The sequence below is a fragment of the Teichococcus coralli genome, assembly GCF_009829925.1.
GTDB classification, from domain to species: Bacteria; Pseudomonadota; Alphaproteobacteria; order Acetobacterales; family Acetobacteraceae; genus Pseudoroseomonas; species Pseudoroseomonas coralli.
In genome coordinates this window covers 134,528-157,524 of record NZ_SNVJ01000005.1, presented here as the reverse complement: position 1 = coordinate 157,524, position 22,997 = coordinate 134,528, and the positions used below count along the sequence as shown (strand labels likewise).

At 69.8% G+C, this 22,997-nt stretch carries 21 protein-coding genes; 14 read left to right on the top strand and 7 right to left on the bottom strand.

What is annotated here, in order from left to right:
- The first annotated feature begins 72 nt into the window (after positions 1–72).
- From E0493_RS07800 to E0493_RS07785, 4 genes are all read left to right on the top strand, one after another.
- A complete protein-coding gene (locus tag E0493_RS07800; RefSeq protein ID WP_160936368.1) occupies positions 73–1,701 on the top strand; it encodes a CTP synthase in 1,629 nt (542 codons plus the stop codon).
- 612 nt (positions 1,702–2,313) lie between these two features.
- Positions 2,314–3,144, top strand: coding sequence for a LuxR C-terminal-related transcriptional regulator (locus E0493_RS23065; protein WP_202396982.1), 831 nt, complete (start codon positions 2,314–2,316; stop codon positions 3,142–3,144).
- A 494-nt stretch (positions 3,145–3,638) separates the two neighbouring features.
- Positions 3,639–4,916 carry a phosphopyruvate hydratase gene (gene eno, locus E0493_RS07790; RefSeq protein WP_160936367.1) on the top strand — a complete coding sequence of 426 codons (1,278 nt, stop codon included), beginning with the start codon at positions 3,639–3,641 and terminating at the stop codon, positions 4,914–4,916.
- Between the two features lie 151 nt (positions 4,917–5,067).
- Entirely contained in the window at positions 5,068–5,391 is a 324-nt protein-coding gene (locus E0493_RS07785; RefSeq protein WP_160936366.1) for an FtsB family cell division protein, read from the top strand.
- A 7-nt stretch (positions 5,392–5,398) separates the two neighbouring features.
- Here the strand turns inward: E0493_RS07785 and E0493_RS07780 are convergent, their stop codons facing one another.
- Positions 5,399–6,280, bottom strand: a complete 882-nt coding sequence (locus E0493_RS07780; protein ID WP_160936365.1) for a LysR family transcriptional regulator — start codon at positions 6,278–6,280, stop codon at positions 5,399–5,401.
- 143 nt (positions 6,281–6,423) lie between these two features.
- On the opposite strand from E0493_RS07780, the gene E0493_RS07775 reads away from it, so the two are divergent.
- Positions 6,424–7,431: a YeiH family protein gene (locus E0493_RS07775; RefSeq protein WP_160936364.1), complete on the top strand. Its 1,008-nt coding sequence runs from the start codon at positions 6,424–6,426 to the stop codon at positions 7,429–7,431.
- A 50-nt stretch (positions 7,432–7,481) separates the two neighbouring features.
- On the opposite strand, the gene gshB is transcribed toward E0493_RS07775, so the two are convergent.
- On the bottom strand, positions 7,482–8,426 hold the full coding sequence (gene gshB, locus E0493_RS07770) for a glutathione synthase (protein WP_160936363.1): 945 nt from the start codon (positions 8,424–8,426) through the stop codon (positions 7,482–7,484).
- Positions 8,427–8,576: 150 nt separating this feature from the next.
- Here gshB and E0493_RS07765 point away from each other — a divergent pair, with 150 nt between their 5' ends.
- The 3 genes from E0493_RS07765 to dnaQ are packed head-to-tail and all read left to right on the top strand — an operon-like array spanning position 8,577 to position 10,704.
- A complete protein-coding gene (locus E0493_RS07765) occupies positions 8,577–9,419 on the top strand; it encodes a shikimate dehydrogenase (RefSeq protein ID WP_160936362.1) in 843 nt (280 codons plus the stop codon).
- The gene (gene coaE / locus E0493_RS07760; RefSeq protein ID WP_160936361.1) at positions 9,416–10,000 is read left to right on the top strand and encodes a dephospho-CoA kinase; all 585 of its coding nucleotides are present in this window, start codon (positions 9,416–9,418) and stop codon (positions 9,998–10,000) included. The genes E0493_RS07765 and coaE overlap by 4 nt, the downstream gene beginning before the upstream one ends.
- Positions 9,997–10,704 (top strand): DNA polymerase III subunit epsilon, encoded by a 708-nt coding sequence (gene dnaQ / locus E0493_RS07755; RefSeq protein WP_160936360.1) that lies wholly within the window; start codon positions 9,997–9,999, stop codon positions 10,702–10,704. Before coaE ends, dnaQ begins: the two co-directional genes overlap by 4 nt.
- Positions 10,705–10,723: 19 nt before the next feature.
- On the opposite strand, the gene E0493_RS07750 is transcribed toward dnaQ, so the two are convergent.
- Positions 10,724–11,551 (bottom strand): aldo/keto reductase, encoded by an 828-nt coding sequence (locus E0493_RS07750; RefSeq protein WP_160936359.1) that lies wholly within the window; start codon positions 11,549–11,551, stop codon positions 10,724–10,726.
- A 159-nt stretch (positions 11,552–11,710) separates the two neighbouring features.
- Positions 11,711–12,868 (bottom strand): amidohydrolase, encoded by a 1,158-nt coding sequence (locus E0493_RS07745; RefSeq protein ID WP_160936358.1) that lies wholly within the window; start codon positions 12,866–12,868, stop codon positions 11,711–11,713.
- A gap of 25 nt (positions 12,869–12,893) precedes the next feature.
- On the opposite strand from E0493_RS07745, the gene E0493_RS07740 reads away from it, so the two are divergent.
- The 4 genes from E0493_RS07740 to E0493_RS07725 all read left to right on the top strand — a co-directional run bounded on the left by E0493_RS07740 (position 12,894) and on the right by E0493_RS07725 (position 19,376).
- The gene (locus E0493_RS07740) at positions 12,894–14,789 is read left to right on the top strand and encodes an autotransporter assembly complex protein TamA (protein WP_160936357.1); all 1,896 of its coding nucleotides are present in this window, start codon (positions 12,894–12,896) and stop codon (positions 14,787–14,789) included.
- Complete coding sequence (locus E0493_RS07735) at positions 14,789–18,589, top strand: translocation/assembly module TamB domain-containing protein (RefSeq protein WP_160936356.1); 3,801 nt, start codon at positions 14,789–14,791, stop codon at positions 18,587–18,589. Before E0493_RS07740 ends, E0493_RS07735 begins: the two co-directional genes overlap by 1 nt.
- Before the next feature lie 74 nt (positions 18,590–18,663).
- On the top strand, positions 18,664–19,116 hold the full coding sequence (locus E0493_RS07730; protein ID WP_160936355.1) for a MarR family winged helix-turn-helix transcriptional regulator: 453 nt from the start codon (positions 18,664–18,666) through the stop codon (positions 19,114–19,116).
- Positions 19,117–19,187: 71 nt separating this feature from the next.
- Complete coding sequence (locus tag E0493_RS07725; RefSeq protein WP_160936354.1) at positions 19,188–19,376, top strand: hypothetical protein; 189 nt, start codon at positions 19,188–19,190, stop codon at positions 19,374–19,376.
- 62 nt (positions 19,377–19,438) lie between these two features.
- Here the strand turns inward: E0493_RS07725 and minE are convergent, their stop codons facing one another.
- Genes minE through minC form a run of 3 tightly spaced genes read right to left on the bottom strand, consistent with a single transcriptional unit; the run spans position 19,439 to position 21,362 of the window.
- Positions 19,439–19,744, bottom strand: coding sequence for a cell division topological specificity factor MinE (gene minE, locus E0493_RS07720; RefSeq protein ID WP_160936353.1), 306 nt, complete (start codon positions 19,742–19,744; stop codon positions 19,439–19,441).
- Positions 19,741–20,559 carry a septum site-determining protein MinD gene (minD, locus tag E0493_RS07715; protein WP_160936352.1) on the bottom strand — a complete coding sequence of 273 codons (819 nt, stop codon included), beginning with the start codon at positions 20,557–20,559 and terminating at the stop codon, positions 19,741–19,743. Before minD ends, minE begins: the two co-directional genes overlap by 4 nt.
- Before the next feature lie 32 nt (positions 20,560–20,591).
- A complete protein-coding gene (gene minC, locus E0493_RS07710; protein WP_160936351.1) occupies positions 20,592–21,362 on the bottom strand; it encodes a septum site-determining protein MinC in 771 nt (256 codons plus the stop codon).
- A 225-nt stretch (positions 21,363–21,587) separates the two neighbouring features.
- On the opposite strand from minC, the gene E0493_RS07705 reads away from it, so the two are divergent.
- Together E0493_RS07705 and E0493_RS07700 are read left to right on the top strand one after the other, a co-directional pair.
- The gene (locus E0493_RS07705) at positions 21,588–22,034 is read left to right on the top strand and encodes an acyl-CoA thioesterase (RefSeq protein WP_160936350.1); all 447 of its coding nucleotides are present in this window, start codon (positions 21,588–21,590) and stop codon (positions 22,032–22,034) included.
- Between the two features lie 133 nt (positions 22,035–22,167).
- Positions 22,168–22,980, top strand: coding sequence for an alpha/beta hydrolase family protein (locus tag E0493_RS07700; protein ID WP_160936349.1), 813 nt, complete (start codon positions 22,168–22,170; stop codon positions 22,978–22,980).
- Positions 22,981–22,997 lie beyond the last annotated feature (17 nt).

Here is a 22,997-nt window from a genome sequence, read left to right as displayed (position 1 = left end):
GCTTCCAACACGCAGCAGCGTCGCCGCGCTTTCGCTTTCCGCCCGACGCGCCACACGCTAGAAAGGACGCCCATGACGCGGTTTGTTTTCATCACCGGCGGCGTGGTTTCCTCTCTCGGCAAGGGCATCGCGGCGGCCAGCCTCGGCGCTTTGCTGCAGGCGCGGGGCTACAAGGTCCGCATTCGCAAGCTTGACCCCTACCTCAACGTCGATCCGGGCACGATGAGCCCGTATCAGCATGGCGAGGTCTTCGTGACCGACGATGGGGCGGAGGCCGACCTCGACCTCGGCCATTACGAGCGCTTCACCGGCGTGCACGCGACCAAAGGTGATTCCTACACCTCGGGCCGCATCTATGCCGAGGTGATCGCCAAGGAGCGGCGCGGCGACTATCTGGGCGGCACCGTCCAGGTCATCCCGCACATCACCGACGCCATCAAGGACGCCGCCACGGCCGATACCGAGGGGCTGGACTTCGTGCTGATCGAGGTCGGCGGCACGGTGGGCGACATCGAGAGCCTGCCCTTCCTGGAGGCACTGCGGCAGCTTCACAACGAGCTGGGGCCGCAGCGCAGCCTGTTCATGCACCTCACGCTGGTGCCCTACATCCCCTCCGCCGGCGAGCTGAAGACCAAGCCGACGCAGCACTCGGTGAAGGAGCTGCTCGGCCTCGGCATCCAGCCGCAGATCCTGCTCTGCCGCTGCGACCGGCCGATCCCGGAGAACGAGCGCCGCAAGATCGCGCTGTTCTGCAACGTGCGGCCGGAGAGCGTGATCCCGGCGCTGGACGCCAGCTCGATCTACGCCGTGCCGCTGCAGTACCATTCCGAGGGGCTGGACCGCGAGGTGCTGCGCCATTTCGGCCTCTCCATCTACGGCGAGCCGGAGCTGGCGGGCTGGAAGCGCATCGTCCAGCGGCTGGAGAACCCGGAGGGCGAGGTCCGCATCGCCGTGGTCGGCAAGTACATCTCGCTGCTCGACGCCTACAAGTCGCTGGCCGAGGCGCTGACCCATGGCGGCATCCACCACGGCGTGAAGGTGAAGATGGACTGGGTGGACAGCCAGATCTTCGAGACGCCGAACGCGCTGCAGCGGCTGGAGGGGGTGCACGGCATCCTGGTGCCCGGCGGCTTTGGCGAGCGTGGGGCGGAGGGCAAGATCGAGGCGGTGCGCTTCGCCCGCGAGCGGAAGATCCCCTTCCTCGGCATCTGCTTCGGCATGCAGATGGCGGTGATCGAGGCGGCCCGGAACCTGGTGGGGCTGGAAAAGGCCTCCTCCACCGAGTTCGGACCGACCGAGGAGCCGGTGGTCGGCCTGCTGACGGAATGGCTGCGCGGCAACGAGCGTGAGCGCCGCACCGCCGCGGGCGACCTGGGCGGCACCATGCGGCTTGGCGCCTACACCGCCGTGCTTGCCGAGGGCTCCCTGGTCCGGCAGGTCTATGGCCATGGGGAGATCGAGGAGCGGCACCGCCACCGCTACGAGGTGAACATCGGCTACCGGGAGCGGCTGGAGGACGCCGGGCTGCGCTTTTCCGGCCTTTCGCCTGACGGGCTTCTGCCGGAGATCGTCGAGTACCCGGACCATCCCTGGTTTCTGGGCGTGCAATACCATCCCGAGTTGAAGTCGAAGCCCTTCCAACCGCATCCCGTGTTTGCCGGCTTCATTGGGGCGGCGGTGAAGCAGGCTCGGCTGGTCTGACGCGGCCCGCCTGCCGCTGTTCGCGCGGCAGGCGCCCTTTTTTCCGCCGGAAGCGGGCCGTTCGCGGTGGATCAGCCCGCTGGAAGGCCCTGATGCCTTTCCCCTGTTGCTGCGAGCGTACCAGGACCTAGTTCCGGGGCTGGGCGCCGCCGCCTCCACGGCGGAATCAGCCAAGATCAGGCACCGGCCTCCCGTGGCGCGGCTCGCTCGCCGTGGAACCGAGGGTTGCCGACGTTACCTCTCAATAACGTTCATGCGATCGGCAACTCGCGTCATAACGAAATATCTTAAGCTTTTCACCTGGAACGCCATTCCTGGGAATGGCCAAAGCTTCCCTTGCACGCAAAGATCGTTGTTTCAGACCTCTTTCACAACTTCAAATAGCATTAACTTCCTTTCACCGTCTCCTGCTCGCGATGATGCAATTTGAGGTTGGTTGAGGGTTTCCCCCATAATCATGCATATGTGTAAATAATGGTGACGGAAACGCTCTAATTAATCCGAAGATCCAGAAGGGTACAGAACAAAGCAAAGAGGTTTCAACTTCTCGGTTTGGCAATTCGCCAGCGGAAAGTTCAACCAGGTATTTGATCTTCTCGGAGGCTAATCTCCATGAGCATCGAGTTCTCCGCCGACGCCGAGGACCTCAGTCCGGTCAACATTGTTGTCGTTGATCCACGGCGTCTTTCCCGCGAAGCGTTGCGGCGCCTGATTTCGTCGCAGGCGCTCGCCGTCGTCGCTGAGGGGGCGACGCTCGGTGAAGCCCTCCAGAACGTGCCCGCGGGAACCAGCATCCAGCTCCTGATCCAAACTCTGGACTCGGACGGCGGGATAGAAGCCGCGCTGCCCGAAATCCAGAAGGCGCGGCTGCGTTTCGGCGGGCTGAAGGCGGTTGTGCTCACCGATTGCAGCAAACCCGCCTCGCTGCTCCATGCCGTGCGGTCGGGCGTGGAGGCTTTCCTTTCCCGCGACATTTCCGCCGAGGTGCTGCGGCGCGCCCTTGAGCTGGTGCTGAACGGCCAGCACCTGCTTCCAGGGAACCTGGCGCAGCTGGTCTTCAATCCGGCCTGGCTGCAGCCCGATGGCGCCATCGCTTCCGACCTGACGCCTTCGCGGCCCGCCGCCGAGGCAATGCCCCGCTTCGCCGAGCGGTCGCGCACCATCAGCCTGTCCAAGCGCGAGTGCCAGATCCTTCAGTGCCTGGTGGATGGCCTCTCCAACAAGATGATCGCCCGCGACCTGGACATCACCGAGGCCACGGTGAAGGTCCATGTCAAAGCCTTGCTGCGAAAGACGCAGACCGCGAACCGCACGCAGGCGGCCATCTGGGCGGTCAACCACTGGTTCGGCGGCGAGGCCGAGAGTGGCGAGGCGGCGTCCCTCCTGCAGGGCAAAATGGCGGATGCGGCGAACAGCGAGGAGCATCAGGGTCGCCCTGTCTGACGCCGGCCTGTGTTGGCGTGACCTGAGGCGCTTGGCTTTCCGCTAATCCGCCTCCTGACGATGCGAAGGGAAAGTTGCAGGGTGCCTGCAGGGCCGGCACGGCAGCTTTCCCCTCCCGCCCCGCAGCAACGCGCGGCAGCTGCCGAGCGCAGTCCCCTCCTCATCGCTGCTCCGTCCACGGCGCGTGCTGGCTCCCCGCCTTTGATGGGGAGAGGTCCATGCGGCGGCGGGGTCCGGCATTCACCGCATGACAGCGCACAGGCTCGCCGCGGCGAACCCGACCAGGGCCTCGGCGGGGCGCTCTGAAGCGACGCAGTTAAGCTCCGGCGCCGCCGCCTGCCCGGCTGCCGCCACCGCCGCCACGCACCTCGCCATTCCATGCGGACACGAAAACTTCGCCCGCTTCGGCCCAGGTCAGACCTTGCCCTGGGACGGCGGTCGTCTTATCCGCGCTCAGTCCAAAGATTCATCCGATATACCCAAGGGGGCCCGGAATGACCGCCATTGCCGACATCATCGCCCGAGAGATCCTCGACTCGCGCGGCAACCCGACGGTCGAGGTGGATGTGGTTCTCGACAGCGGGGCGGTCGGCCGCGCCGCCGTTCCGTCCGGCGCCTCCACCGGCGCGCACGAAGCCGTCGAGCTGCGCGACGGCGACAAGGCCCGCTTCCACGGCAAGGGCGTGCAGAAGGCCGTCGCCAATGTCGAGGGCGAGATCTTCGACGCGCTCTCCGGCATGGACGCCACCGAGCAGGTCAAGATCGACGAGACCATGCTGGCGCTCGACGGCACGCCCAACAAGGGCCGGCTGGGCGCCAATGCCATCCTCGCCGTCTCCCTCGCCACCGCCAAGGCGGCGGCCGAGCACTATGGCGTGCCGCTCTATCGCTATGTCGGCGGCGTCTTCGCCCGCACCCTGCCGGTTCCGATGATGAACATCATCAACGGCGGCCAGCATGCGGACAACCCGATCGACATCCAGGAATTCATGATCATGCCGGTGGCCGCCGGCAGCGCGGCGGATGCCGCCCGCATCGGCGCCGAGGTCTTCGCCAGCCTGAAGAAGGCGCTGCATGACGCCGGCCACAACACCAATGTGGGCGACGAGGGCGGCTTCGCGCCGAACCTGAAGTCCGCCGAGGAGGCGCTGGGCTTCATCGCCAAGGCCTGCGAGGCGGCCGGCCACCGCGTCGGCGAGGACATCATGTTCGCCCTCGACTGCGCCTCCACCGAGTTCTTCAAGGACGGCACCTACGACATGGAGGGCGAGGGCAAGAAGCTCGACGCCGCCGGCATGGTGGACTACCTGGCCAACCTCTGCGGCAAGTACCCCATCATCTCCATCGAGGACGGCTGCGCCGAGGATGACTGGGCCGGCTGGAAGCTGCTGACGGACCGCCTGGGCGACAAGGTGCAGCTGGTCGGCGACGACCTCTTCGTCACCAACCCCGAGCGCCTGCGCCAGGGCATCGAGAAGAAGACCGCCAACTCCATCCTGGTGAAGGTCAACCAGATCGGCACCCTGACGGAGACGCTGGAGGCGGTGGAGACCGCCCACCGCGCCGGCTACACGGCGGTGATGTCGCACCGCTCGGGCGAAACCGAGGACGCCACCATCGCCGACCTCGCCGTTGCCACCAATTGCGGGCAGATCAAGACCGGCTCGCTTTCCCGCTCGGACCGGCTGGCCAAGTACAACCAGCTCATCCGCATCGAGCAGGGCCTCGGCCCGGCGGCCCGCTATGCCGGGCGGACCATCCTGAAGCGCTAAGCGGACCGGCGCGGGGGCAGGCGGCGCCCGCTCCCGCGTGTCCGGCAGGCCACGCGCGGTGACAAAGCGCCCGGACTCTTGAAGCAACCCTTGCAGCGCGCCCCGCTCCTGCCGTTAAGTGCTTGCGTTTCCTAGAATGCAGGACGACCCGATGCGTGCCATGAAGCGAATGGTCCAGGTTCTTTGGCTACCGCTGGTTTTCGCGGGGCTGATCTGGCACTTCGCCTGGTACGCCGTGCATGGTCCTCGCGTGGGTTCGCTCGCGCGCGAGGCCAAGGCCGCTGAAATCGTCGGCGCGAAGGTCACGCTGGTTCACGTTGAAGCAGAGCGTGACCTCATGGAGCGCAAGGTGGCGGGCCTCCGCGGCGACCGCATTGACCGCGACCAGCTCGACGAGCGCGCCCGCGCGCTGCTGAACATGGTGGACAAGGACGAGCTGGTGGTGCCCTACGGCAACGGTCACCGTCTGTACTGATCCATCCTCATCCCTGCAGCGCCAGTTCCAGCAGCGCCCGCGAGGCGCGGCTGGCGTAGCGCTCCTTGTGCCGCAGCGCCTTGAAGCTGCGCGGCGGCAGCGCGACCTGCGCCTGCACCAGGAGCCCCGCCCCAAGATGCGGCCCGGCGGCGCGCTCCGAGACGACGGTTGCGCCGCCATCCGCTTCCACCGCGGCCAGCACCGCTTCGTTGCTCGGCAGCTCAAGGGCGATGGTCAGCGCCTCGGGCGCCAGTCCCCACCCCGGCAGCCACTGCTCAAAGGCCGCCCGCGTGCCGGAGCCCGCCTCGCGCATGATCCAGGTCGTTTCCAGCAGGCGGGAGGTGGCGATCGGCCCCTGGCCAGCCCAGGGGTGGCGGGGGCCGACAACCACGACGAGCTGGTCACGCGCCAGCACGGTCTGCGCCAAAGCCGGATCATCCACCTCGCCTTCGACGAGACCCAGTTCCGCCACACCGTCCAGCACCGCCTGCGCGACGCTGCGGGTGTTGCCCGCCCCGACCTCCACCGCCACGCCCGGGCAGGTGGTGCGGAAGCGGACCAGCAGCGGCGGCAGCCAGTACGAGGCGACGGTCTGGCTCGCCTGCACGCGAAGGGTGCCGCGCAGCGTTCCCCCCATTTCGGAAAGCACCAGCTCCGCCGCATCGGCGCGCGCCAGCACGGCGGTCGCCTCGGCGCGGAAGATGCGGCCGTCCTCCGTCAGCTCGATCCGGCGGCCAACCCGATGGAACAGCGTGATGCCGTGCCGCGCCTCCAGCGCGCGGACGGCGGCGCTGACGGCGGACTGCGTCAGATGAAGCGCCTCCGCCGCACGGGTGATGTGCTCGCGCTCGGCGACGGCGACGAAGATACGGAGTTGCTCAAGGGTCACGGCTCATCGATTATATCGAACGAAATCACAAGAACAACGCGTTGGATCGAACGAAACGGTCGCGGCATTCTCCGCAACACCGATGCAACACGCGAGTCGCCGCAATGTCCTCCGCCCTTGGTTCCCAATCCTCGTCCGGGCTGATGCACCGGCTGCGAGAACTCGCGCCTGGCATCGTGCTCTGCGCGGGCGTCTCCGCGGTGGCTGTCGTGCTCGCCCGGGTCGAGGCAGCGCTGTTCGGCCATGCCTGGCTTGAGCCGCTGGTGCTGGCCATCCTGGTCGGCACGCTGCTGCGCAGCCTCTGGGTGCCGCCCAAGGCCCTGGCACCCGGCATCGCCTTCAGCGCCAAGACGCTGCTGGAAGTGGCGGTGATGCTTCTGGGCGCCTCCCTCAGCCTGACGGCAATGCTGGCGGCAGGACCCGCGCTGATCCTTGGGATCGCGGTGGTGGTGACGCTCTCCATTGTCTTCAGCTACGGCATCGGGCGCGCCTTCGGCCTGCCGCGGCACATGGCTGTCCTGGTAGCTTGCGGCAATTCCATCTGCGGCAACTCGGCCATCGCCGCCGTGGCACCCGTGATCGGGGCGCAGGCGAAGGACGTCGCCGCCTCCATCGCCTTCACCGCCGTGCTGGGCGTGGTCATGGTGCTGAGCCTGCCGCTGCTGATGCCGCTCTTCGGCCTGAGCGAGTTGCAGTACGGCGTGCTGGCCGGACTGACGGTCTATGCCGTGCCGCAGGTGCTGGCCGCCACCGCGCCGGCCGGCGTGCTCGCGGTGCAGATGGGCACGCTGGTCAAGCTCGTCCGGGTGCTGATGCTGGGGCCGGTGGTGCTGGCCCTTTCCCTGGCGGATGGCCGGCAGGAAGGCCGCGGAAAGCGCCCCGGCTTCGCCAGGCTGGTGCCCTGGTTCATCATCGGCTTTGTCGCGCTGGCCGTGCTGCGCGCGCTGGGCGCGGTGCCCGAGGCGCTGCTGGCGCCCCTGGCCTCGGTGACCGGTATCCTGACCGTGCTGGCCATGGCCGCGCTCGGCCTGGGCGTGGATGTGCGGATCGTGGCGCGTGCGGGTGCCCGCGTGTCCGCCACGGTGGTGCTGTCGCTGCTGGCGCTGGGCGCGGTGAGCCTTGGCCTGATCCGGCTGCTCGGCACCGCCTGAAGGAACCCGGGCGGGACGGGCGCGCCGCGCCTGCCCCGGCCAGGCACGGCTCAGCGCCGGGCCTCGATGGCGTCCCAGATCGCCTTTTCCAGCTTCACCCCGTCAAAGCGGGCGATCTCCTGCAGCCCCGTGGGCGAGGTGACGTTGATCTCGGTGAGATAGTCGCCGATCACGTCGATGCCGACGAAGATCAGCCCCCGCGCCTTCAGCTCCGGCCCGATGCGGGCGCAGATCTCCTTGTCGCGCTCGGTCAGCGCCACCTTTTCCGGCCGCCCGCCGACATGCATGTTGGAGCGGCTTTCGCCGGTCGCGGGCACCCGGTTGATGGCGCCCATCGGCTCGCCGTCCACCAGGATGATGCGCTTGTCGCCCTGCCGCACGGCTGGAACATACTTCTGGATCATCAGCGGCTCGCGGGAACGCTCGGCATAGAGTTCCAGCAGGGCGTTGAGGTTGCCGTCCTCGGGACGAAGGTGGAACACCCCGGCACCGCCATTGGCGAAAAGCGGCTTGACGATGATGTCGCCATGCTTCTCGCGGAACTTCCGCACCTCCAGGGGGTCGTGGGTGATCATCGTCTCCGGCATTAGGTCCGGGAAATGCATCACGAAGAGCTTCTCCGGCGCATTGCGGACATGCACCGGGTCGTTCACCACCAGGGTCTTGGGGTGGATGTGCTCCAGGATATGGGTGGCCGTGATGTAGGCCATGTCGAAGGGCGGGTCCTGCCGCATCAGCACCACGTCCATGGTGGAAAGGTCGTACTCGGCCGCCTCGCCCAGCGTGTAGTGGTTGCCCTTCTCGCGCCGCACCTCGACCGGCTGCATCCGCGCCAGGATCCGGCCCGAGGCCAGGGTCAGGTTCTTCACCGGGTAGAACCAGAGCTGGTGCCCGCGCGCCTGCGCCTCCAGCATCAGCACGAAGGTGCTGTCGGCGTCGATGTTGATGCTTTCGATGGGGTCCATTTGGACCGCCACCTTCAATGCTCGCGCCATGGAACGCTCCGTCTGTCTCTCTCTGGCGGAGAGTGGTGGCATCGGCCGGCACGGAACGCCAGAGGGGATGGCGCGGGAGAAGGCGGGAGGGAGCCATTCCCCCGGCCTTGCCCATTGACCCCAGGGCCCGCGCAGCGGATTCATGCCGGCATGGCGATCCTCTCCGGCAAGGCGAAACTGGCGGGCGTGCTCGGCTGGCCCGTCGCCCATTCCCGCTCCCCGCGGCTGCACGGCACCTGGCTGGAGCGGCACGGCATCGACGGCACCTATCTCCCCCTGCCGGTGCGACCGGAGGACTTCGCCGCCGCCGTCCGTGCCCTGGCGACGCTCGGATTCCAGGGAGCGAACGTCACCATCCCGCACAAGGAGGCGGCCTTCGCCCTCTGCGACACGGTGGAGGTGAGCGCCCGCCGCGCCGGGGCGGTGAACACGCTGGTCTTCCGCGACGGCCGCATCCTCGGCGCCAACACGGACGGGTTCGGCTTCCTGGAAAGCGTTCGCGAGCAGGCGCCGGAGTGGCAGGCGAGCGATGGGCCAGCGGTGATGCTGGGCGCCGGTGGCGCGGCGCGCGCCATCGCCGCCGCCCTGCTGGACGCCGGCTGCCCGCGCCTGACCATCGTCAACCGCGACACGGCGCGCGCCGAGGCGCTGGCGCAGGCGCTCGGCGGGCCGGTGGAGGTCGCCAGCGCGCCGCCGCTGGCCGATGCGGCGCTGCTGGTGAACGCCACCAGCCTCGGCATGTCCGGGCAGCCGCCGCTGGCGATCGGCCTCGCTCCCCTGCCTGGCCATGCCGTGGTGGCGGACGCCGTCTATGTGCCGCTGGAGACGCCGCTGCTCGCCGCCGCCCGGGCGCGTGGCCTGCGCGCCGTGGACGGCCTGGGCATGCTGCTGCACCAGGCACGGCCCGGCTTCGCCGCCTGGTTCGGCATTATGCCGCAGGTGGATGCCACCCTGCGCGACTTCCTGGCCAGCGACATCCCGCGCACCGCATGAAGATCCTGGGCCTGACGGGCGGCATCGGCATGGGCAAGTCCACTGCGGCGAACACCTTCCGCCGCCTCGGCGTGCCGGTCTTCGACGCCGACGCCACGGTGCACCGGCTGCAGGGGCGCGGCGGCCGTGCCGTGGCGCCGATCGGTGCTGCCTTTCCCGGCGCCGTGCGGGACGGCATGGTGGACCGCGAGGCGCTGCGCCGCGCCGTGCTCGGCAATCCGGCGGCGCTGAACCGGCTGGAAGGCATCGTCCACCCGCTGGTGCGGGCGGAGGAGCGCCGCTTCCTCGGCGGCGCACGGCGCGCGGGGCGGCGGCTGGTGGTGCTGGACATCCCGCTGCTCTTCGAGACCGGCGCCGAGGCGCGCTGCGACGCCGTCGTGGTGGTCTCGGCGCCCGCCCCTGTGCAGCGTGCCCGGGTGCTGGCGCGACGCGGCATGACGCCGGAGCGGCTGGCCGCCATCCTGGCCCGCCAGACGCCCGATGCCGAGAAGCGCCGCCGCGCCGATTTCGTCATCCGCACCGGCTTGTCCCGCGCCCATGCGCGCCGGGCGATCCGGCGCCTGCTGGAGAACTTCCGATGAGCCGCGCCCTGGTGCTCGACACCGAAACCACCGGCTTCGACCCGCTGACCGGCGACCGCGTGCTGGAGGTCGCGGCGGTGGAGCTGGTCAACCTCGTGCCCACCGGCCGGCACTTCCACGTGCTGATCGACCCCGAGCGCGAGGTGCCGGAGGAAGCGGTGAAGGTGCACGGCTTCACCTGGGAGATGCTGCGCGGCAAGCCGAAATTCGCCGAGGTCGCGCCCGCCATGCTGGAGTTCCTGGGCGCCGATCCGGTGATCGCGCACAACGCGCCTTTCGACTTCGCCTTCCTTGACTTCGAGCTGAAGAAGGCCGGCCACCCCATTATCGACCGCGCGCGGATGGTGGACACGCTGGTGCTCGCCAAGAAGCGCTTCCCCGGCCTGCCCAACAGCCTGGACGCGCTCTGCCGGCGCTACGGCATCGACAACTCGATGCGCACCTCGCACAACGCGCTGCTCGACGTGCAGCTGCTGGCGCAGGTTTATCTTGAGCTGATGGGCGGCAAGCAGCCGGGGCTGGAGCTGGCCAGCCGGCCGGCGGTCTCCGCGCCCGCCGCCATCCAGCTCGACGCCGTGCCGGTCACCCGCGTGCCGCGCCCGATCGTGCCGAGCGCGGCGGAGCTGGAGGCCCACCGCGCCTTCCTCGACAAGGTGAAGGAGCCGCTCTGGCTCGCCCTGCTGGAGGAGCCGCCGGAGGCCTGAGCGCCCGCCCTGCCCGCGCTCAGGCGTTCCAGTCGGGGCCGAAATCCGGGTTCACCCGGCGCCAGTCCTTGGGCATGGCGTCAATGGCGGCCACGTCCTGGGTGTCCAGCTTCGCCGCCAGCGCCACGGCATCCAGGTTGGCCTGCTGGCTCTGCTTGCGCGCCGCCTTGGGGATCACCACCACACCCTCCTGTTGCAGCAGCCAGGCCAGCGCCACCTGCAGCGGCGTCGCGCCGTGCTTGCGGCCGATCTCCTGCAGCACCGCCTGCTCCGCCAGCGCGCCCTGGCCAAGCGGTGAGTAGGCGGTCAGCGCGATGCCCCTCGGGCGGCACCAGTCCAGCAGCCGCTGCTGGGAAAGCAGCGCGTGGTATTCGACCTGCAGGCAGGCCGGCTCGGCGCCGGCCTCCTCCAGCCGCCGCATCAATCCAAGGGGGAAGTTGGACACGCCCCAGCGGCGCACCAGCCCCTCGTCGCGCACGGCCTGCATGGTGCGGACGACGGCGGAGAGGTCCATGTCCGGTGCCGGCCAGTGGACCAGGAACAGGTCGAGATAGGGTGTGCAGAGCTTGCGCAGCGAGCCTTGCAGCGAGCGGCGGATCGCCTCCGGCGCCAGGTTGTCGTACCAGACCTTGCTGGTCAGGAAGATCTCGTCGCGCGCCACGCCGGAAGCGGCCATGGCGGCGCCGACCGCCTCCTCGTTGCCGTAGCGGTCGGCGGTGTCGAGGTGGCGGTAGCCCAGCGCCAGGGCGCTCTCCACCGCCGCCTGGCCTTCCGCGCCAGCGAGCTTCCAGGTGCCGAGGCCGAGCTTGGGGATGCTGATGCGTGGCGTCTGCACAAGCGGGATCATGCCGCGTCCTTCCGGTTCATCCTGAAAAGATCGGCACGGAGCGCCGGCCGGCGCAACCCCGCCCTGCGCGGAACGGCCGCCCTGCAACCGCCACGGTCGGGCTGCGTTGGAAGTTCCATGCCGGCCCCCAATGCCCGAACGGACCGTGCCGCCGGCGCCTCAGCCCCGCGTCTGCGCCAGTGCGCGCCGCGCCGTCTCCGCCAGGAAGCCGCTGGCCACCGGCAACACCGCATCGTTGAAGTCGTAATGCGGGTTGTGCAGTTCGCGCCCGCCATTCGAGGGGCCGTTGCCGATCCAGACAAAGGCGCCCGGCACCTCGTGCAGGAAGTGCGAGAAGTCCTCTCCCGTCATGGCCGGCGGCACGTCTCGGCGCATCTCGGTGACGGCGGCAGCGGCCTCGGCGGCGAGTTCGCGCTCCTCCGGGTGGTTCCGCGTCACCGGCACGCCGCCCAGGATGCGCATCTTGGCCTTCACGCCAAAGGTGGCGGAGACGCCCTTCGCCACCCGGCGCAGCCCGGCGCGGATCTGCTCGCCCACCTCGTCGCGCACGAAGCGCATGCTGCCGCTGATCAGCACGCGGGCGGCGATCTGGTTCTGCGCCTCGCCCCCATGCACCATGGTCAGGCTCACCACCCCGGTGTCAAGCGGGTCGAGGCTGCGCGCCACGATGGACTGGCAGGCGACGATGGTGTGCCCGGCGGCAACGATCGGGTCGCGCGTCAGGTGCGGCAGCGCGGCATGGCCGGCATGGCCCTCGATGGCGATCTCGAAGCGGTTGCCGGCCGCCATCACCGCGCTGTCATGGACGGCGATGGTGCCCGCAGGAAGGCCCGGCCAGTTGTGCCAGCCGAAGATTCGGTCCATGGGGAAGCGCTGGAACAGGCCGTCCTTGACCATCGCGGCCGCGCCCCCGCCGCCTTCCTCCGCCGGCTGGAACACCAGGCGCACCGTGCCGCTCCAGTTCTGGTCCTGCATCAGCAGCGCCGCGGCGCCCAGCAGCGCGGTGGTGTGGCCATCATGCCCGCAGGCGTGCATCACGCCGGAATTGGTGCTGCGCCAGGGCAGATCCTGCGCCGCTTCCTCGATCGGCAGGGCGTCCATGTCGGCGCGCAGCCCGACGCTGCGGTTGCTGCCCGGCCGATGAAGGGTTGCCACAACGCCGTGACCACCGACATTGGTGGCAACATCCGTGACGCCCAGCTCCTTCAACTTCTCGACGACGAAGGCGGCGGTGGGGCCCTCGTGCAGGGTAAGGCCCGGATTGGCGTGGAGATGCCTGCGCCAGCCGGTCAGTGTTTCAGCAAGGGTCGGATCCATCCGAGAAGGCATAGCCCGTAAGACGATGCGCCTCAAACCTCACCTCCCCTGGGCTGCGCTCACGGCCACTCTGCTGGCGGCGCTGCCGCACGTCCTGCTGCCGCCTGCCGCCGCGCAGGGCGCGCCCCGGGCGCAGCCGGAGGCCGGCGGGGAGACCGAAGCCGCGCCCACCGTGGAATACGAGGTCGATCTTCCCGAGACGGGCGATGATTCACTGGACGAGGCGATTCGCCGCGCCTCGGCGCTCGAGCAACTGCGCGAGCGGGCCCCGGTGGACGCTTTCGGCCTGGTCAGCCGCGCGCTTGCCGACCGCGACAACATGCGCGACGCCTTGCGCTCCGAGGGCTACTACAGCGGCACCGCCAGCATCACCGTTGCCGGTGAGCCGCCGAACACGCCTGGCCTCGCCGACCGGCTGGCCGGCCGCGAGGGTCCCATCCCGGTCGCCATTACGGTGGAGCACGGGCCGCAGTACCACATCGATTCGATCACGCTGGACACCAAGCCGGGCGGCGTCTCGGCGGAACAGGCCGGCCCGGTGGAGCTGGAGAAGGGTAGCCCCGCCCGCGCCCAGCCCATCATCGACGCGCAGAACAAGATCACCTCCCGCCTGAAGGATGCCGGCCATCCCTTCGTGGACGTCAGCCGGCGCGTCACGGTGGACCATGACAGCCACACCATGCAGGTGGCCTTCACCCTCGATGCCGGCCCGCAGGCCCGCTTCGCCCGCCCCACCGTCACCGGGGAGGAACGCACCGACAGCGATTTGGTCAGCCGCGTCGTTCAGCCGCTGGAAGGCGAGATCTACAGCGAGGAGGAAATCGAGAAGAAGCGGCAGGACCTGCTCAGCCTCGGGGTGTTCAGCACGGTGCGCAGCCGCGCGGCGGACCGGCTGAACGAGGAGGGGCGCCTGCCCCTCACCTACACCGTGCTGGAACGGCCGCTGCACGCCCTCGGCTTCACCGCCGCCTATGAGACCCGCTACGGCCCGACCTTCAGCACATACTGGGAGCACCGCAACCTGTTCGGCGGGGCCGAGCGGCTGCGGCTGGAGGCGGAGATCAACCGCCTCGGCACGACCGGGGACACCAGCGATACCGGCGGCAAGCTGGCCGCCAGCCTGCGCACGCCATGGTTCGCCGGCCGCAACCAGACGCTCACGCTCGATGTCGCCGGCATCCGCGAACGGCTCGACGCCTATGACCGCGATGCCTTCGTCTTCGGCGCGCTGGTGGAGCGCAAGGTGTCGAAGCGGCTGACTTTCACCTTCGGTCCCCAGGTGGAGTTCAGCCGGGTGACGCAGGACGACGTGACGACCAACTACCAGCTCATCGGCCTGCTTGGGCAGCTGACCTGGAGCGATGTGGACAGCCCGCTCAACCCGAGCCGCGGCCTGCGCGCCGCTCTCCTGGTGAACCCGATCTACAGCATTGGCCAGGGCAACGTCTTCACCCGACTGCGCGGCGAGGTCAGCACCTACTACGACTTCACCGGTGACAAGGGCAGCATCCTCGCGCTGCGCGGCGCGGTGGGCAGCATTGTCGGCGCCTCCTTCGAGGGCGTGCCGCCGGACAAGCGCTTCTACGCGGGCGGCGGCGGTTCGGTGCGCGGCTACGACTACCAGTCCATCGGCCCCCGGACGAGGCTCGACGAGCCGGCCGGCGGCCTCTCCCTGGTGGAAGGCACGGTGGAATTGCGGCAGCGGGTCAGCGGTCCCTGGGGGATGGCGGCCTTCGTGGATGCCGGCTCCGTCACGCAGGACCAGACGCCCGACTTCAGCAACATGAAGTTCGGCGCCGGCCTGGGCGTGCGCTATCTCACCGGCATCGGCCCCATCCGTGCCGATTTCGCCGTTCCGCTGAACAAGGAGCGCGGCGACGCCGCCTTCGGCTTCTATGTTGGTATCGGGCAGGCTTTCTGATGCGGCGTGTTTTTCGCGGGTTCCTCGTGCTCGGCCTGATCCTCGGCCTCGGTCTGCCGGTGCTGGAGGCCGGCGCCGCGCCCGAGGACAAGGCGACGTCCGTGGAAGCCGCGCCTGAGCCGGGACTGATCTCCGGTGCCGCGGGCCGCATGGTGGTCAGCCTGCTGAAGCGCTTCGTGCCCGGCCTGCAGATCGAAGGTCTCCGCCCGGTTCCCGGCGCGATCAGCTTCACCCGCCTGACCATGGCCGACGCCAAGGGTCCCTGGCTGGAACTGGATGATGTCCGCCTCAACTTCGGGCTGATGGCGCTGCTGCGGCGCGACCTCCGCATTTCCGAACTGACGGCAGCCCGCATTGCCCTGCTGCGCCTGCCGGAATCGAGCGGCGAGCAGCCCCCGCCGCCGCCGCCCGACCAGCAGAACCAGTCGCTGCTGCCCAGCCTGCCGAACCTGCCGGTCGATCTTTTCGTGGAGAAGCTCTCCGTCGCCCGGATCGAGATCCCGCGCGAACTGGTTGCCGCGACGGTGGAGGAGCACGGGGCCAAGCCCGGCTTCGCCCTTTCGCTGAACGGCACCGCCAGCCTGACCGACGCGGCGCTGACCGCCGACCTGACGGCGCAGCGGCTGGAGGCCGACGGACAGCTCAGCCTTAAGCTCCGGATGGACCCGAAACAGCAGCTTCTGGTGGATCTCCAGGCGAGCGAACCGCCGCAGGGCGTGCTTGCCACGGCGCTCCGCATCCCGGACGCTCCGGCTCAGCTTTCGCTGCACCTGGAAGGCCCGCCCAGCGGCGCCGACCTCCGCGCCATCGCCGATTTCGGTGGCCAGGCCGGGTTCAAGGCCGATGGCAGGCTGGCCATGGCGCCGGATGGCAGCGGCTCGCTGACCCTTCAGGGCCATCTCGACGCGCCGACCCCGCTGGCGCCGCCGCCGGTCGCCAGCCTGGATTTCGCGTTCGAGGGCGGCGTCCTTGCCAACAAGCAGCCCGTCCTCAACCGGCTGCACCTCACCGCCCCCGCCGGCGAGGTGATCGCCAAGGGCAACATGGACCTGCTGGAAGCCGAGGCGCATCTGGCCTCCTCCGACGCGCTCGGCTCGCTGGTGCCGCAGATCGTGGGCTGGGAAGGGGTGGACCTGAACGCCCGCGTCGCGAACGGCGAACAGATCGAGGCGACGCTGCGTCCGCACGGGCTGACCGGGCCGGACCCGCTGGCCGGCGTGCTCGGCCCCGAGCCGGTCGTCGAGTATGCCGGCACCGCCTTCCGCATCGATTCCCTCACCGTGCGCGGCCGCGGCGCCACCCTGGAGGCCAGCGGCACCGGCTGGGACCAGCTCGACCTCCAGGCGAAGCTGACGGTGCCCGAGTTGCAGGTGGTCCGCCCCGAGCTTTCCGGGCCCGCCACGCTGGAAGCGCGTGTCACCGGTCCCGTCGCTGATCCGGCCATCGCGGCCCATCTGCAGAGTCCTGGCCTGGTGGCCGCCGAGCGACGCATCGAAGCGCTGGACCTGAGCGCCGAGTTGCCTTCGGTCAGCGGCATGGCCGGCACCCTACGGCTCACCGCGCAGGCCGAGGGCCAGCCGGTTTCGGTGGCCCTGCACGCGGCACGGGATGGCGACCTCGTGCGCCTGACGGAGGCGCAGGCCAATTTCGGCCCCGCCCAGGCCACGGCCGAGGGCGCGTTCAACACCGCCACGATCCGCTTCGACGGCAACCTGAACGTTGCGGCGGAGAACCTGGCGCCGCTTGCCGGGCTGATCGGTCAGCCGGTCGCGGGCGGCTTGCGGGTCGAGGCGAAGCTGAACACCGCACCCGACGGGCGGCAGCTGGTGGACGCCCATGCCGCCACCCGCAACTTCCAGCTCGCCGGGCAGCCCTATTCCGTGGATGCCAACCTCAAGGGCAGCAACGCGGCGCTTGACTGGAACGTGAAGGCCGACTTGCCGCAGGCGAACGTCCAGGGCCGTGGGCAGTTCGCGCAGACCGAGCAGGGGATGCGGCTCGACATCGCCGCCTTCACCGCGCAGCAGGGCGGGATGGGCGTGCGGCTGGCCCAGCCCGCCACGGTCCGGCGGCTGCCCAATGGGGCCATTGAGATCCCCGGCATGCGCCTGGTGGCGCAGCCGGCGGGTGATTTCACCATCAGCGGCCGCTGGGGTCCGGACACCGCCGACATCCGCGTCGCGCTGGCTGCCCTGCCGGCCTCCGTGGTCAACCAGTTCGCCCCGCAGCCGCCGCTCTCCGGCACCGTTGTCGGCGAGGCGCGGATCACCGGCCCGGTCTCGGCGCCGGAGGTGAACGCCACGCTGAACGGCACCAACCTGCGCACCGGAGCCGATTGGGCGACGGGCTGGCCGGCCGCCACGCTGCGCGTCGAAGCCCATCGGGCCGGCAGCGGAGCCGTCCGCGCGAATGCCGCGCTGCGCATGGGCAAGGTCATGACGCTCGACGCCGAGGCCACCCTGCCGCAGGGCCCAGGCGCCACCGCGCCGCTTTCCGCGCGGGTCACCGGGCAGGCGAACCTGCAGCCGCTCGCCTCGCCTACCCTCGGCGGCAGCGCCAACCAGGTGGCCGGCCGGATCACCATCGACGGAGGCGCCTCCGGAACGCTGGGCGCGCCGAAGCTGAACGGCGGCGTCACGCTGGCCAATGGCGAGGTGCGCAACCCCATCTATGGCCTGCGGCTGACCAACATCACCGGCCGCCTGCGCGCGGAGGGGGAGCGGGTGCTGCTGGAGAACCTCGTCGCGCGCGCCGGCAGCGGCCGCATCGCCATGCAGGGCTATGCCGAGCCCTTCGCTCCCGGCATTCCGGCGCAGATCGACATCACCGCCCGCGACGCCACGCCCCTGCAGAGCGAGCTTGTCACCGCGCTGATGGATGCGGACCTGCGCTTCACCGGGCCGCTCCAGACCAGCCCGGCCCTTGGCGGCACGGTGCGGCTGCAGCGTGTGGCGATCTCCATCCCGCAAAGCCTGCCGGGCGGCGGCGTGCCCACATTGGGCGACGTCCGCGAACGCGGGGCGGCGGCGCCAAAGCCCGTCGCGCCGGGCCCGGCGGCCCCGCCGATCGCGCTGAACGTCAAGGTGGAGGCGCCGCAATCGATCCTGGTGCGCGGCCGTGGGCTGGATGCCGAGCTGGGCGGCTCGCTGACCGTTGGCGGAACCGCCGCCAGTCCGCAACCGGAAGGGGCCTTCACCCTCCGCCGTGGCACGTTCCAGTTGCTCGACCGCCGGCTGAGCTTCAACTCGGGCAGCCTGACCTTCGACGGCACGCTGACGCCGCGGCTGGACTTCAACGCGACGACCTCGGCGCAGGGCGTGAGCATCACCCTCTCGATTTCCGGTCCGGCGAACGATCCGAAGATCACCTTCAGCTCCTCGCCGGAAATGCCGCAGGACGAGATCCTGGCACGGCTGCTTTTCAACCGGCCGCTGAACAAGCTTTCACCCTTCGAAATCGCGCAGCTGGCCGGCGGTGCCGCCAGCCTCGCCGGCCTCGGTCCAGGCGGGTCGCGCGGCTTCTTCGGCCGGATCGCCGACAAGCTGGGGCTTGACCGGCTGGGCGTGGGCAGCGCCAGCGACTCCGACAGCGGCTCGGGCAACAACAGCAACGCCGCCAACCCTTCGCTGGAGGCCGGCGGCTATATCGGCGACGGCGTCTACGTGGGCGTCGAGCAGGGGACCAAGGGCGGTCCCCGTGTCGGGGTCGAGGTGGAGCTGACGCCGCGCCTGAAGCTGGAAAGCAGCACGGGCGGCGAGGTCGGCGAGCGGGTCGGGCTCTCCTACGAGTTCGAGTACTGACGGGGAGCCGCGCCTCTTCGGCGGTGCATGGCAGCATGGTTCCGCACCGCCGCTTTGTGCGCTAGGCTGCTCCGATGGACGCGGTGCGAGCAAGGCAGGAGCCGATCGACCTCGGCCCCCTGCCGGGGCTGCTGGGGCATCTGCTGCGCCGTGCGCATGGCCGCATGCAGGCTGGCTTCGCGGAGGCCACCTCGGGAAGGGGCGTCACCGCCAGCGAGTTCGCGCTGCTCTGCCTGGTGGAGGCCAATCCCGGCATTACCCTTGGCCAGCTCGCCCAGGCGGCGGCGCTGGACAAGTCCACCCTCAGCCCGGCGATGCAGCGCCTGACCGAGCGGCAGTTGGTGGAACGCCAGCCGGTCAGCGGCGACCGCCGCACCCAGGCGCTGCGACTGAGCCCCGAGGGAACGGCCTTGCTGCCTTCCCTCAAGGCTTCAGTGGACGACTACGAGGGCCGCATGGTGTCGCCGCTCTCGGAGCAGGAGCGCACCACCCTCCTCAGCCTGCTCCGCAAGCTGAACGGTCTCTGACCCACCCCGATTCTACCCTCCCGTGCCGGCCCATCCTCGTGGCCGGCGGGGCATCCGAAGGACTTGCCACCATGCGTGCTTTTGACGGACAGCTTTCCGGCAGCCGCCCCATCTCCCGCTCGACGGAGGAGAAGAAGCGGCAGTTGCGCGACCTGAAGGAGGCGCTGGCGGCGCTGAAGCCGCATGCCGCCGCATCCCTGCGGCAGTCGCTGACCGCCAAGATCAAGGCGCTCGAAACCGAGCTTTCCGCCTCGCGCTGAGGCATCCGCCCCGCCCTTCTCGGAAGGCGGGGCTATGCGGCGGCCGGCGGCGCGCCCCGCCCTCAGGCGGGGCTGGTGTCGGTCTTGATGCCCGGCGTGATAACCACCTTCTCCGGCCCGGGCAGCTCGACCTCTATGGCGAGGGTGCTCATGTCGCCGCCACGGTCGAGCGAGACGTTCACCGCCTTCGGATCAATGGCGACATAGCGCGCCACGACCTCGATCAGCTCGCGCTGCAACCGCGGCAGGAAATCGGTGCCGGTGCGGCTGATGCGCTCATGCGCCAGCACGATCTGCAGCCGCTCCTTGGCGGCGCCCGCACTTGGCGGCGGCTTGCGGGCGCCGCGAAAGACGTCGAGCCAACTCATGCGGCCCTCCCCCCGAACAGGCGCGACAGGAAGCCCCTCTTCTCGGGCTCAAGGAAGCGGTGCGGCCGCTCCTCGCCCAGGAATCGCGCGACGGCGTCCTTGTAGGCCAGTCCGGCGTTGGATACCTCGTCCAAAATCACGGGATTGCCCGTGTTCGAGGCCTTCAGCACGCTCTCGCTCTCCGGAATGACCCCGAGCAGCGGGATCGCCAGGATCTCGCGGATGTCCTCCAGCTTGAGCATCTCGCCCCTCTCGACCCGGTTGGGATCGTAGCGGGTGACGATCAGGTGCTCCTTGACCGGGTCGCGCTTCTCCTCCGCGCGCTTGGAGCGCGACTGCAGGACGCCCAGGATGCGATCGCTGTCGCGCACCGAGGAGACTTCCGGATTCGTGACGATGACGGCCTGGTCCGCGAAGTAGAGCGCCAGCAGCGCGCCCTTCTCGATGCCCGCCGGGCTGTCGCAGACGATGTAATCGAAGTCCTTCGACAACTCGTCGATGATCGTCGAGACGCCTTCCTTGGTCAGCGCGTCCTTGTCGCGCGTCTGGCTGGCGGGAAGGATGGAGAGAGTGTCCACCCGCTTGTCGCGGATCAGCGCCTGGTTGAGCTTCGCCTCGCCGGTGATGACGTTGACGATGTCGAACACCACGCGCCGCTCGACCCCCATGATGAGGTCGAGGTTGCGCAGGCCGACGTCGAAATCGATCACCACCGTCTTCTTGCCGCTCTGGGCGAGACCGGTGGCGAAGGCGGCGGAGCTTGTGGTCTTGCCGACCCCTCCCTTGCCGGACGTCACCACGATCACTTGCGCCATGAGTCTCTCCTTTGTGCCGGCAGGCAGCCCAGTCAGCCCAGCCGGTCGAATCGCATATTTTCGCCGATCAGCCGGACCTGCACGGCCTTGCCGATCGGGGCGTCCGTCAAGCCTTCCCGTACCGCGTAGTAGCCCGCGATGGAAACCAGCTCCGGCTCGAAATTCAGCGCGAAGATGCGCGCCTCGGTGTTCTCCGCGCCGCCGGCGATGGCTCGCCCCCGCAGGGCGCCGTAGACGTGCAGGTTGCCGTCCGCAATGACCTCGGCGCCGGGATTCACCGTTCCGTTGACGATCAGGTCCGCGCCCTGCGCCCAGATGCGCTGGCCCGCGCGCACCGCATGGTCGATCACCATGGTCGGACGGGCAGTGCCGGGGGGCAGCGGCGGAGCGACGGGTTCCTGCGGCGCGGCGGCGGGCGCCGCTGGCGTGGCCACGGGCGCGGCCAGGGCGACGTCCTCTTCCTTGCTGCCGCCGGCCGGGCGCAGCGGCGGCAGGCCGGCGCCCTGCGCGGCGCCGCGAAGCTCCGGCGTGCCGCCCACCGTGCCGATGGGCGTGATCTCGATGCGACGCAGCTCGGCGGCGAGGGCGGCGAAATCCACCTCATGCGGCGCCACCGCGAGATCATCCAGCCCGATCACCAGCGGCGCGAAGCGGAGGAAGCCCGGCGCCCGGCGGAACTGATCGGCCAGCGCGGGAATGATCACCTCAGGCCGTGGATCGAGAAGCCGAAGCACAAGCAGGTTGAAATTGGCACCGCGCAGCCGGAATGGCTCAAGGCGGGGATTGGCGGCGGGGGCTGACATCGGCTGCGGTGGCGATCCTGGCCTGGGGGCGGCGTGAGAGGCTTCCGGCGCGGCGGGTCGCCCGTCTGGCAGCGTTCCGCTGCCGGGAGGCATCCTGTTCGCCAGGGATACATAACCTATACAAAAGCGCGGCGCCCGGGCGAAGCCCTGGCCGACATGCCGGGCGTTGTTTTACGGCCGCACGTGAGAAAAGCGTCACAGCAAAAGCAGGAGGCCCCCATCCCCATGGGCAAGACCATCCCCCACCGGGCCGATTACCGCTTCTTTCTGGAGATTCCGACCCGCTGGGGCGACCAGGACAGCTTCGGCCACGTCAACAACGCGGTCTACTACACCTATTTCGACACGCTGGTCGCGCATTTCCTGAACGCGACAGGCGGCCTCGACATGCGCAACGGCGAGGTGTTCGGCGTGGTGGTCGAGACGCTCTGCCGCCACCACGCACCCGCCTACTTTCCCGACGTGCTGACGGCCGGCCTGCGGGTCGCCCATATCGGCAACAGCTCGGTCCGCTACGAGATCGGCATCTTCCGGCCGGGCCAGGACACCGCCTGCGCCGAAGGGCACTTCATCCACGTGCATGTGGATGCCGCGACACAGAGCCGCACCCAGCCGGTGCCGCCCAGTTTAAAGGCAGCGCTGACGCCGCTGATGGTCGCTCCGGCAAGCTGAACAGGCGTTCCCTCCGCGCGGCACGGAGGTTGCAGAGCTCCTGGGGTGACCTGCCAGCCGGAGCCTCCCGCATGCCGCGCACGCCCTACTGGAAGAACTCCGTATTCTCCCGCAACCGTCCGGTGAGCGCGGCATGAGCGCCACGCCGGCTGGCACGCCGCAGGGGCGGCCGGCATCAGCCCTGATCCGCCGTGTGGTCGCGCGCTCCGCCGCCGAGCGCACTGCCCAGTGGGCCGCGGACTCCGCCGCGCTGCGCATCGCAAGGCCCGGCAAGCTGGACCTGCCCTACGCCTCCGGCGAGCATCGGCTGTGGGACCTCTTTCCGGCCGTCAGCCCGGTGGCACCTTGCCTCGTGCTGCTGCCCGGAGGCCCCTGGGGCGCTGGTGGCCACCGTACCTGGGGCACGCTGGCGCGAGGGCTGCTCGCGCATGGCTGGGCGGCCGCACTGCCGGGCCACAGCCCGGTGCCGGGCGCCAGCCTCACCCGTATCGTCCGCGAGCTGCACCGGGCCCTCGACTGGCTCAACACGCAGGGGCCGCTGCATGGCGTCGCCGGCCCGGTGCTGGTCTGCGGCTGGGGCGCGGGCGCCCTGCTGGCGGCGCTGCTGCTGGACCATCCGCGCGTCGCGGCGGGGCTGGGCATCTCGGGCCTCTACGACCTGGCGCCCGTCGAGGAGCGGCTGGAGCTGAGCCCGCTGGAGGTGGAGGCGCTTTCGCCCCTGCGCCTGCCGGTCGTCCGGAAGCCGCTCGCCCTTGCCTTCGGCGAGACGGAACCGCCGGAGCGGCAACGCTCCTCGCGCGCCCTCCACATGCTGCGGCAGAAGGAGGGCGGCGTGGGGCCGTTGCTGCCGCTGCCAGGACTTGATGAGGCGGGTGCGCTGGAGGCCCTGGAAGCGCCGGACGGGCTGCTCTGCCACACCGCCTGCGCTCTCATCGAGGAAGCCTGAGCGGGGAGCGCGCGCCT

Excerpts from the sequence above, each read along its gene's own strand:
- E0493_RS07800 (WP_160936368.1), top strand. The coding sequence starts at position 73 with ATGACGCGGTTTGTTTTCATCACCGGCGGCGTGGTTTCCTCTCTCGGC.
- E0493_RS23065 (WP_202396982.1), top strand. The coding sequence starts at position 2,314 with ATGAGCATCGAGTTCTCCGCCGACGCCGAGGACCTCAGTCCGGTCAAC.
- eno (WP_160936367.1), top strand. The coding sequence starts at position 3,639 with ATGACCGCCATTGCCGACATCATCGCCCGAGAGATCCTCGACTCGCGC.
- E0493_RS07785 (WP_160936366.1), top strand. The coding sequence starts at position 5,068 with ATGCGTGCCATGAAGCGAATGGTCCAGGTTCTTTGGCTACCGCTGGTT.
- E0493_RS07775 (WP_160936364.1), top strand. The coding sequence starts at position 6,424 with ATGCACCGGCTGCGAGAACTCGCGCCTGGCATCGTGCTCTGCGCGGGC.
- gshB (WP_160936363.1), bottom strand. The coding sequence starts at position 8,426 with ATGGCGCGAGCATTGAAGGTGGCGGTCCAAATGGACCCCATCGAAAGC.
- E0493_RS07765 (WP_160936362.1), top strand. The coding sequence starts at position 8,577 with ATGGCGATCCTCTCCGGCAAGGCGAAACTGGCGGGCGTGCTCGGCTGG.
- coaE (WP_160936361.1), top strand. The coding sequence starts at position 9,416 with ATGAAGATCCTGGGCCTGACGGGCGGCATCGGCATGGGCAAGTCCACT.
- dnaQ (WP_160936360.1), top strand. The coding sequence starts at position 9,997 with ATGAGCCGCGCCCTGGTGCTCGACACCGAAACCACCGGCTTCGACCCG.
- E0493_RS07750 (WP_160936359.1), bottom strand. The coding sequence starts at position 11,551 with ATGATCCCGCTTGTGCAGACGCCACGCATCAGCATCCCCAAGCTCGGC.
- E0493_RS07745 (WP_160936358.1), bottom strand. The coding sequence starts at position 12,868 with ATGGATCCGACCCTTGCTGAAACACTGACCGGCTGGCGCAGGCATCTC.
- E0493_RS07740 (WP_160936357.1), top strand. The coding sequence starts at position 12,894 with ATGCGCCTCAAACCTCACCTCCCCTGGGCTGCGCTCACGGCCACTCTG.
- E0493_RS07735 (WP_160936356.1), top strand. The coding sequence starts at position 14,789 with ATGCGGCGTGTTTTTCGCGGGTTCCTCGTGCTCGGCCTGATCCTCGGC.
- E0493_RS07730 (WP_160936355.1), top strand. The coding sequence starts at position 18,664 with ATGGACGCGGTGCGAGCAAGGCAGGAGCCGATCGACCTCGGCCCCCTG.
- E0493_RS07725 (WP_160936354.1), top strand. The coding sequence starts at position 19,188 with ATGCGTGCTTTTGACGGACAGCTTTCCGGCAGCCGCCCCATCTCCCGC.
- minE (WP_160936353.1), bottom strand. The coding sequence starts at position 19,744 with ATGAGTTGGCTCGACGTCTTTCGCGGCGCCCGCAAGCCGCCGCCAAGT.
- minD (WP_160936352.1), bottom strand. The coding sequence starts at position 20,559 with ATGGCGCAAGTGATCGTGGTGACGTCCGGCAAGGGAGGGGTCGGCAAG.
- minC (WP_160936351.1), bottom strand. The coding sequence starts at position 21,362 with ATGTCAGCCCCCGCCGCCAATCCCCGCCTTGAGCCATTCCGGCTGCGC.
- E0493_RS07705 (WP_160936350.1), top strand. The coding sequence starts at position 21,588 with ATGGGCAAGACCATCCCCCACCGGGCCGATTACCGCTTCTTTCTGGAG.
- E0493_RS07700 (WP_160936349.1), top strand. The coding sequence starts at position 22,168 with ATGAGCGCCACGCCGGCTGGCACGCCGCAGGGGCGGCCGGCATCAGCC.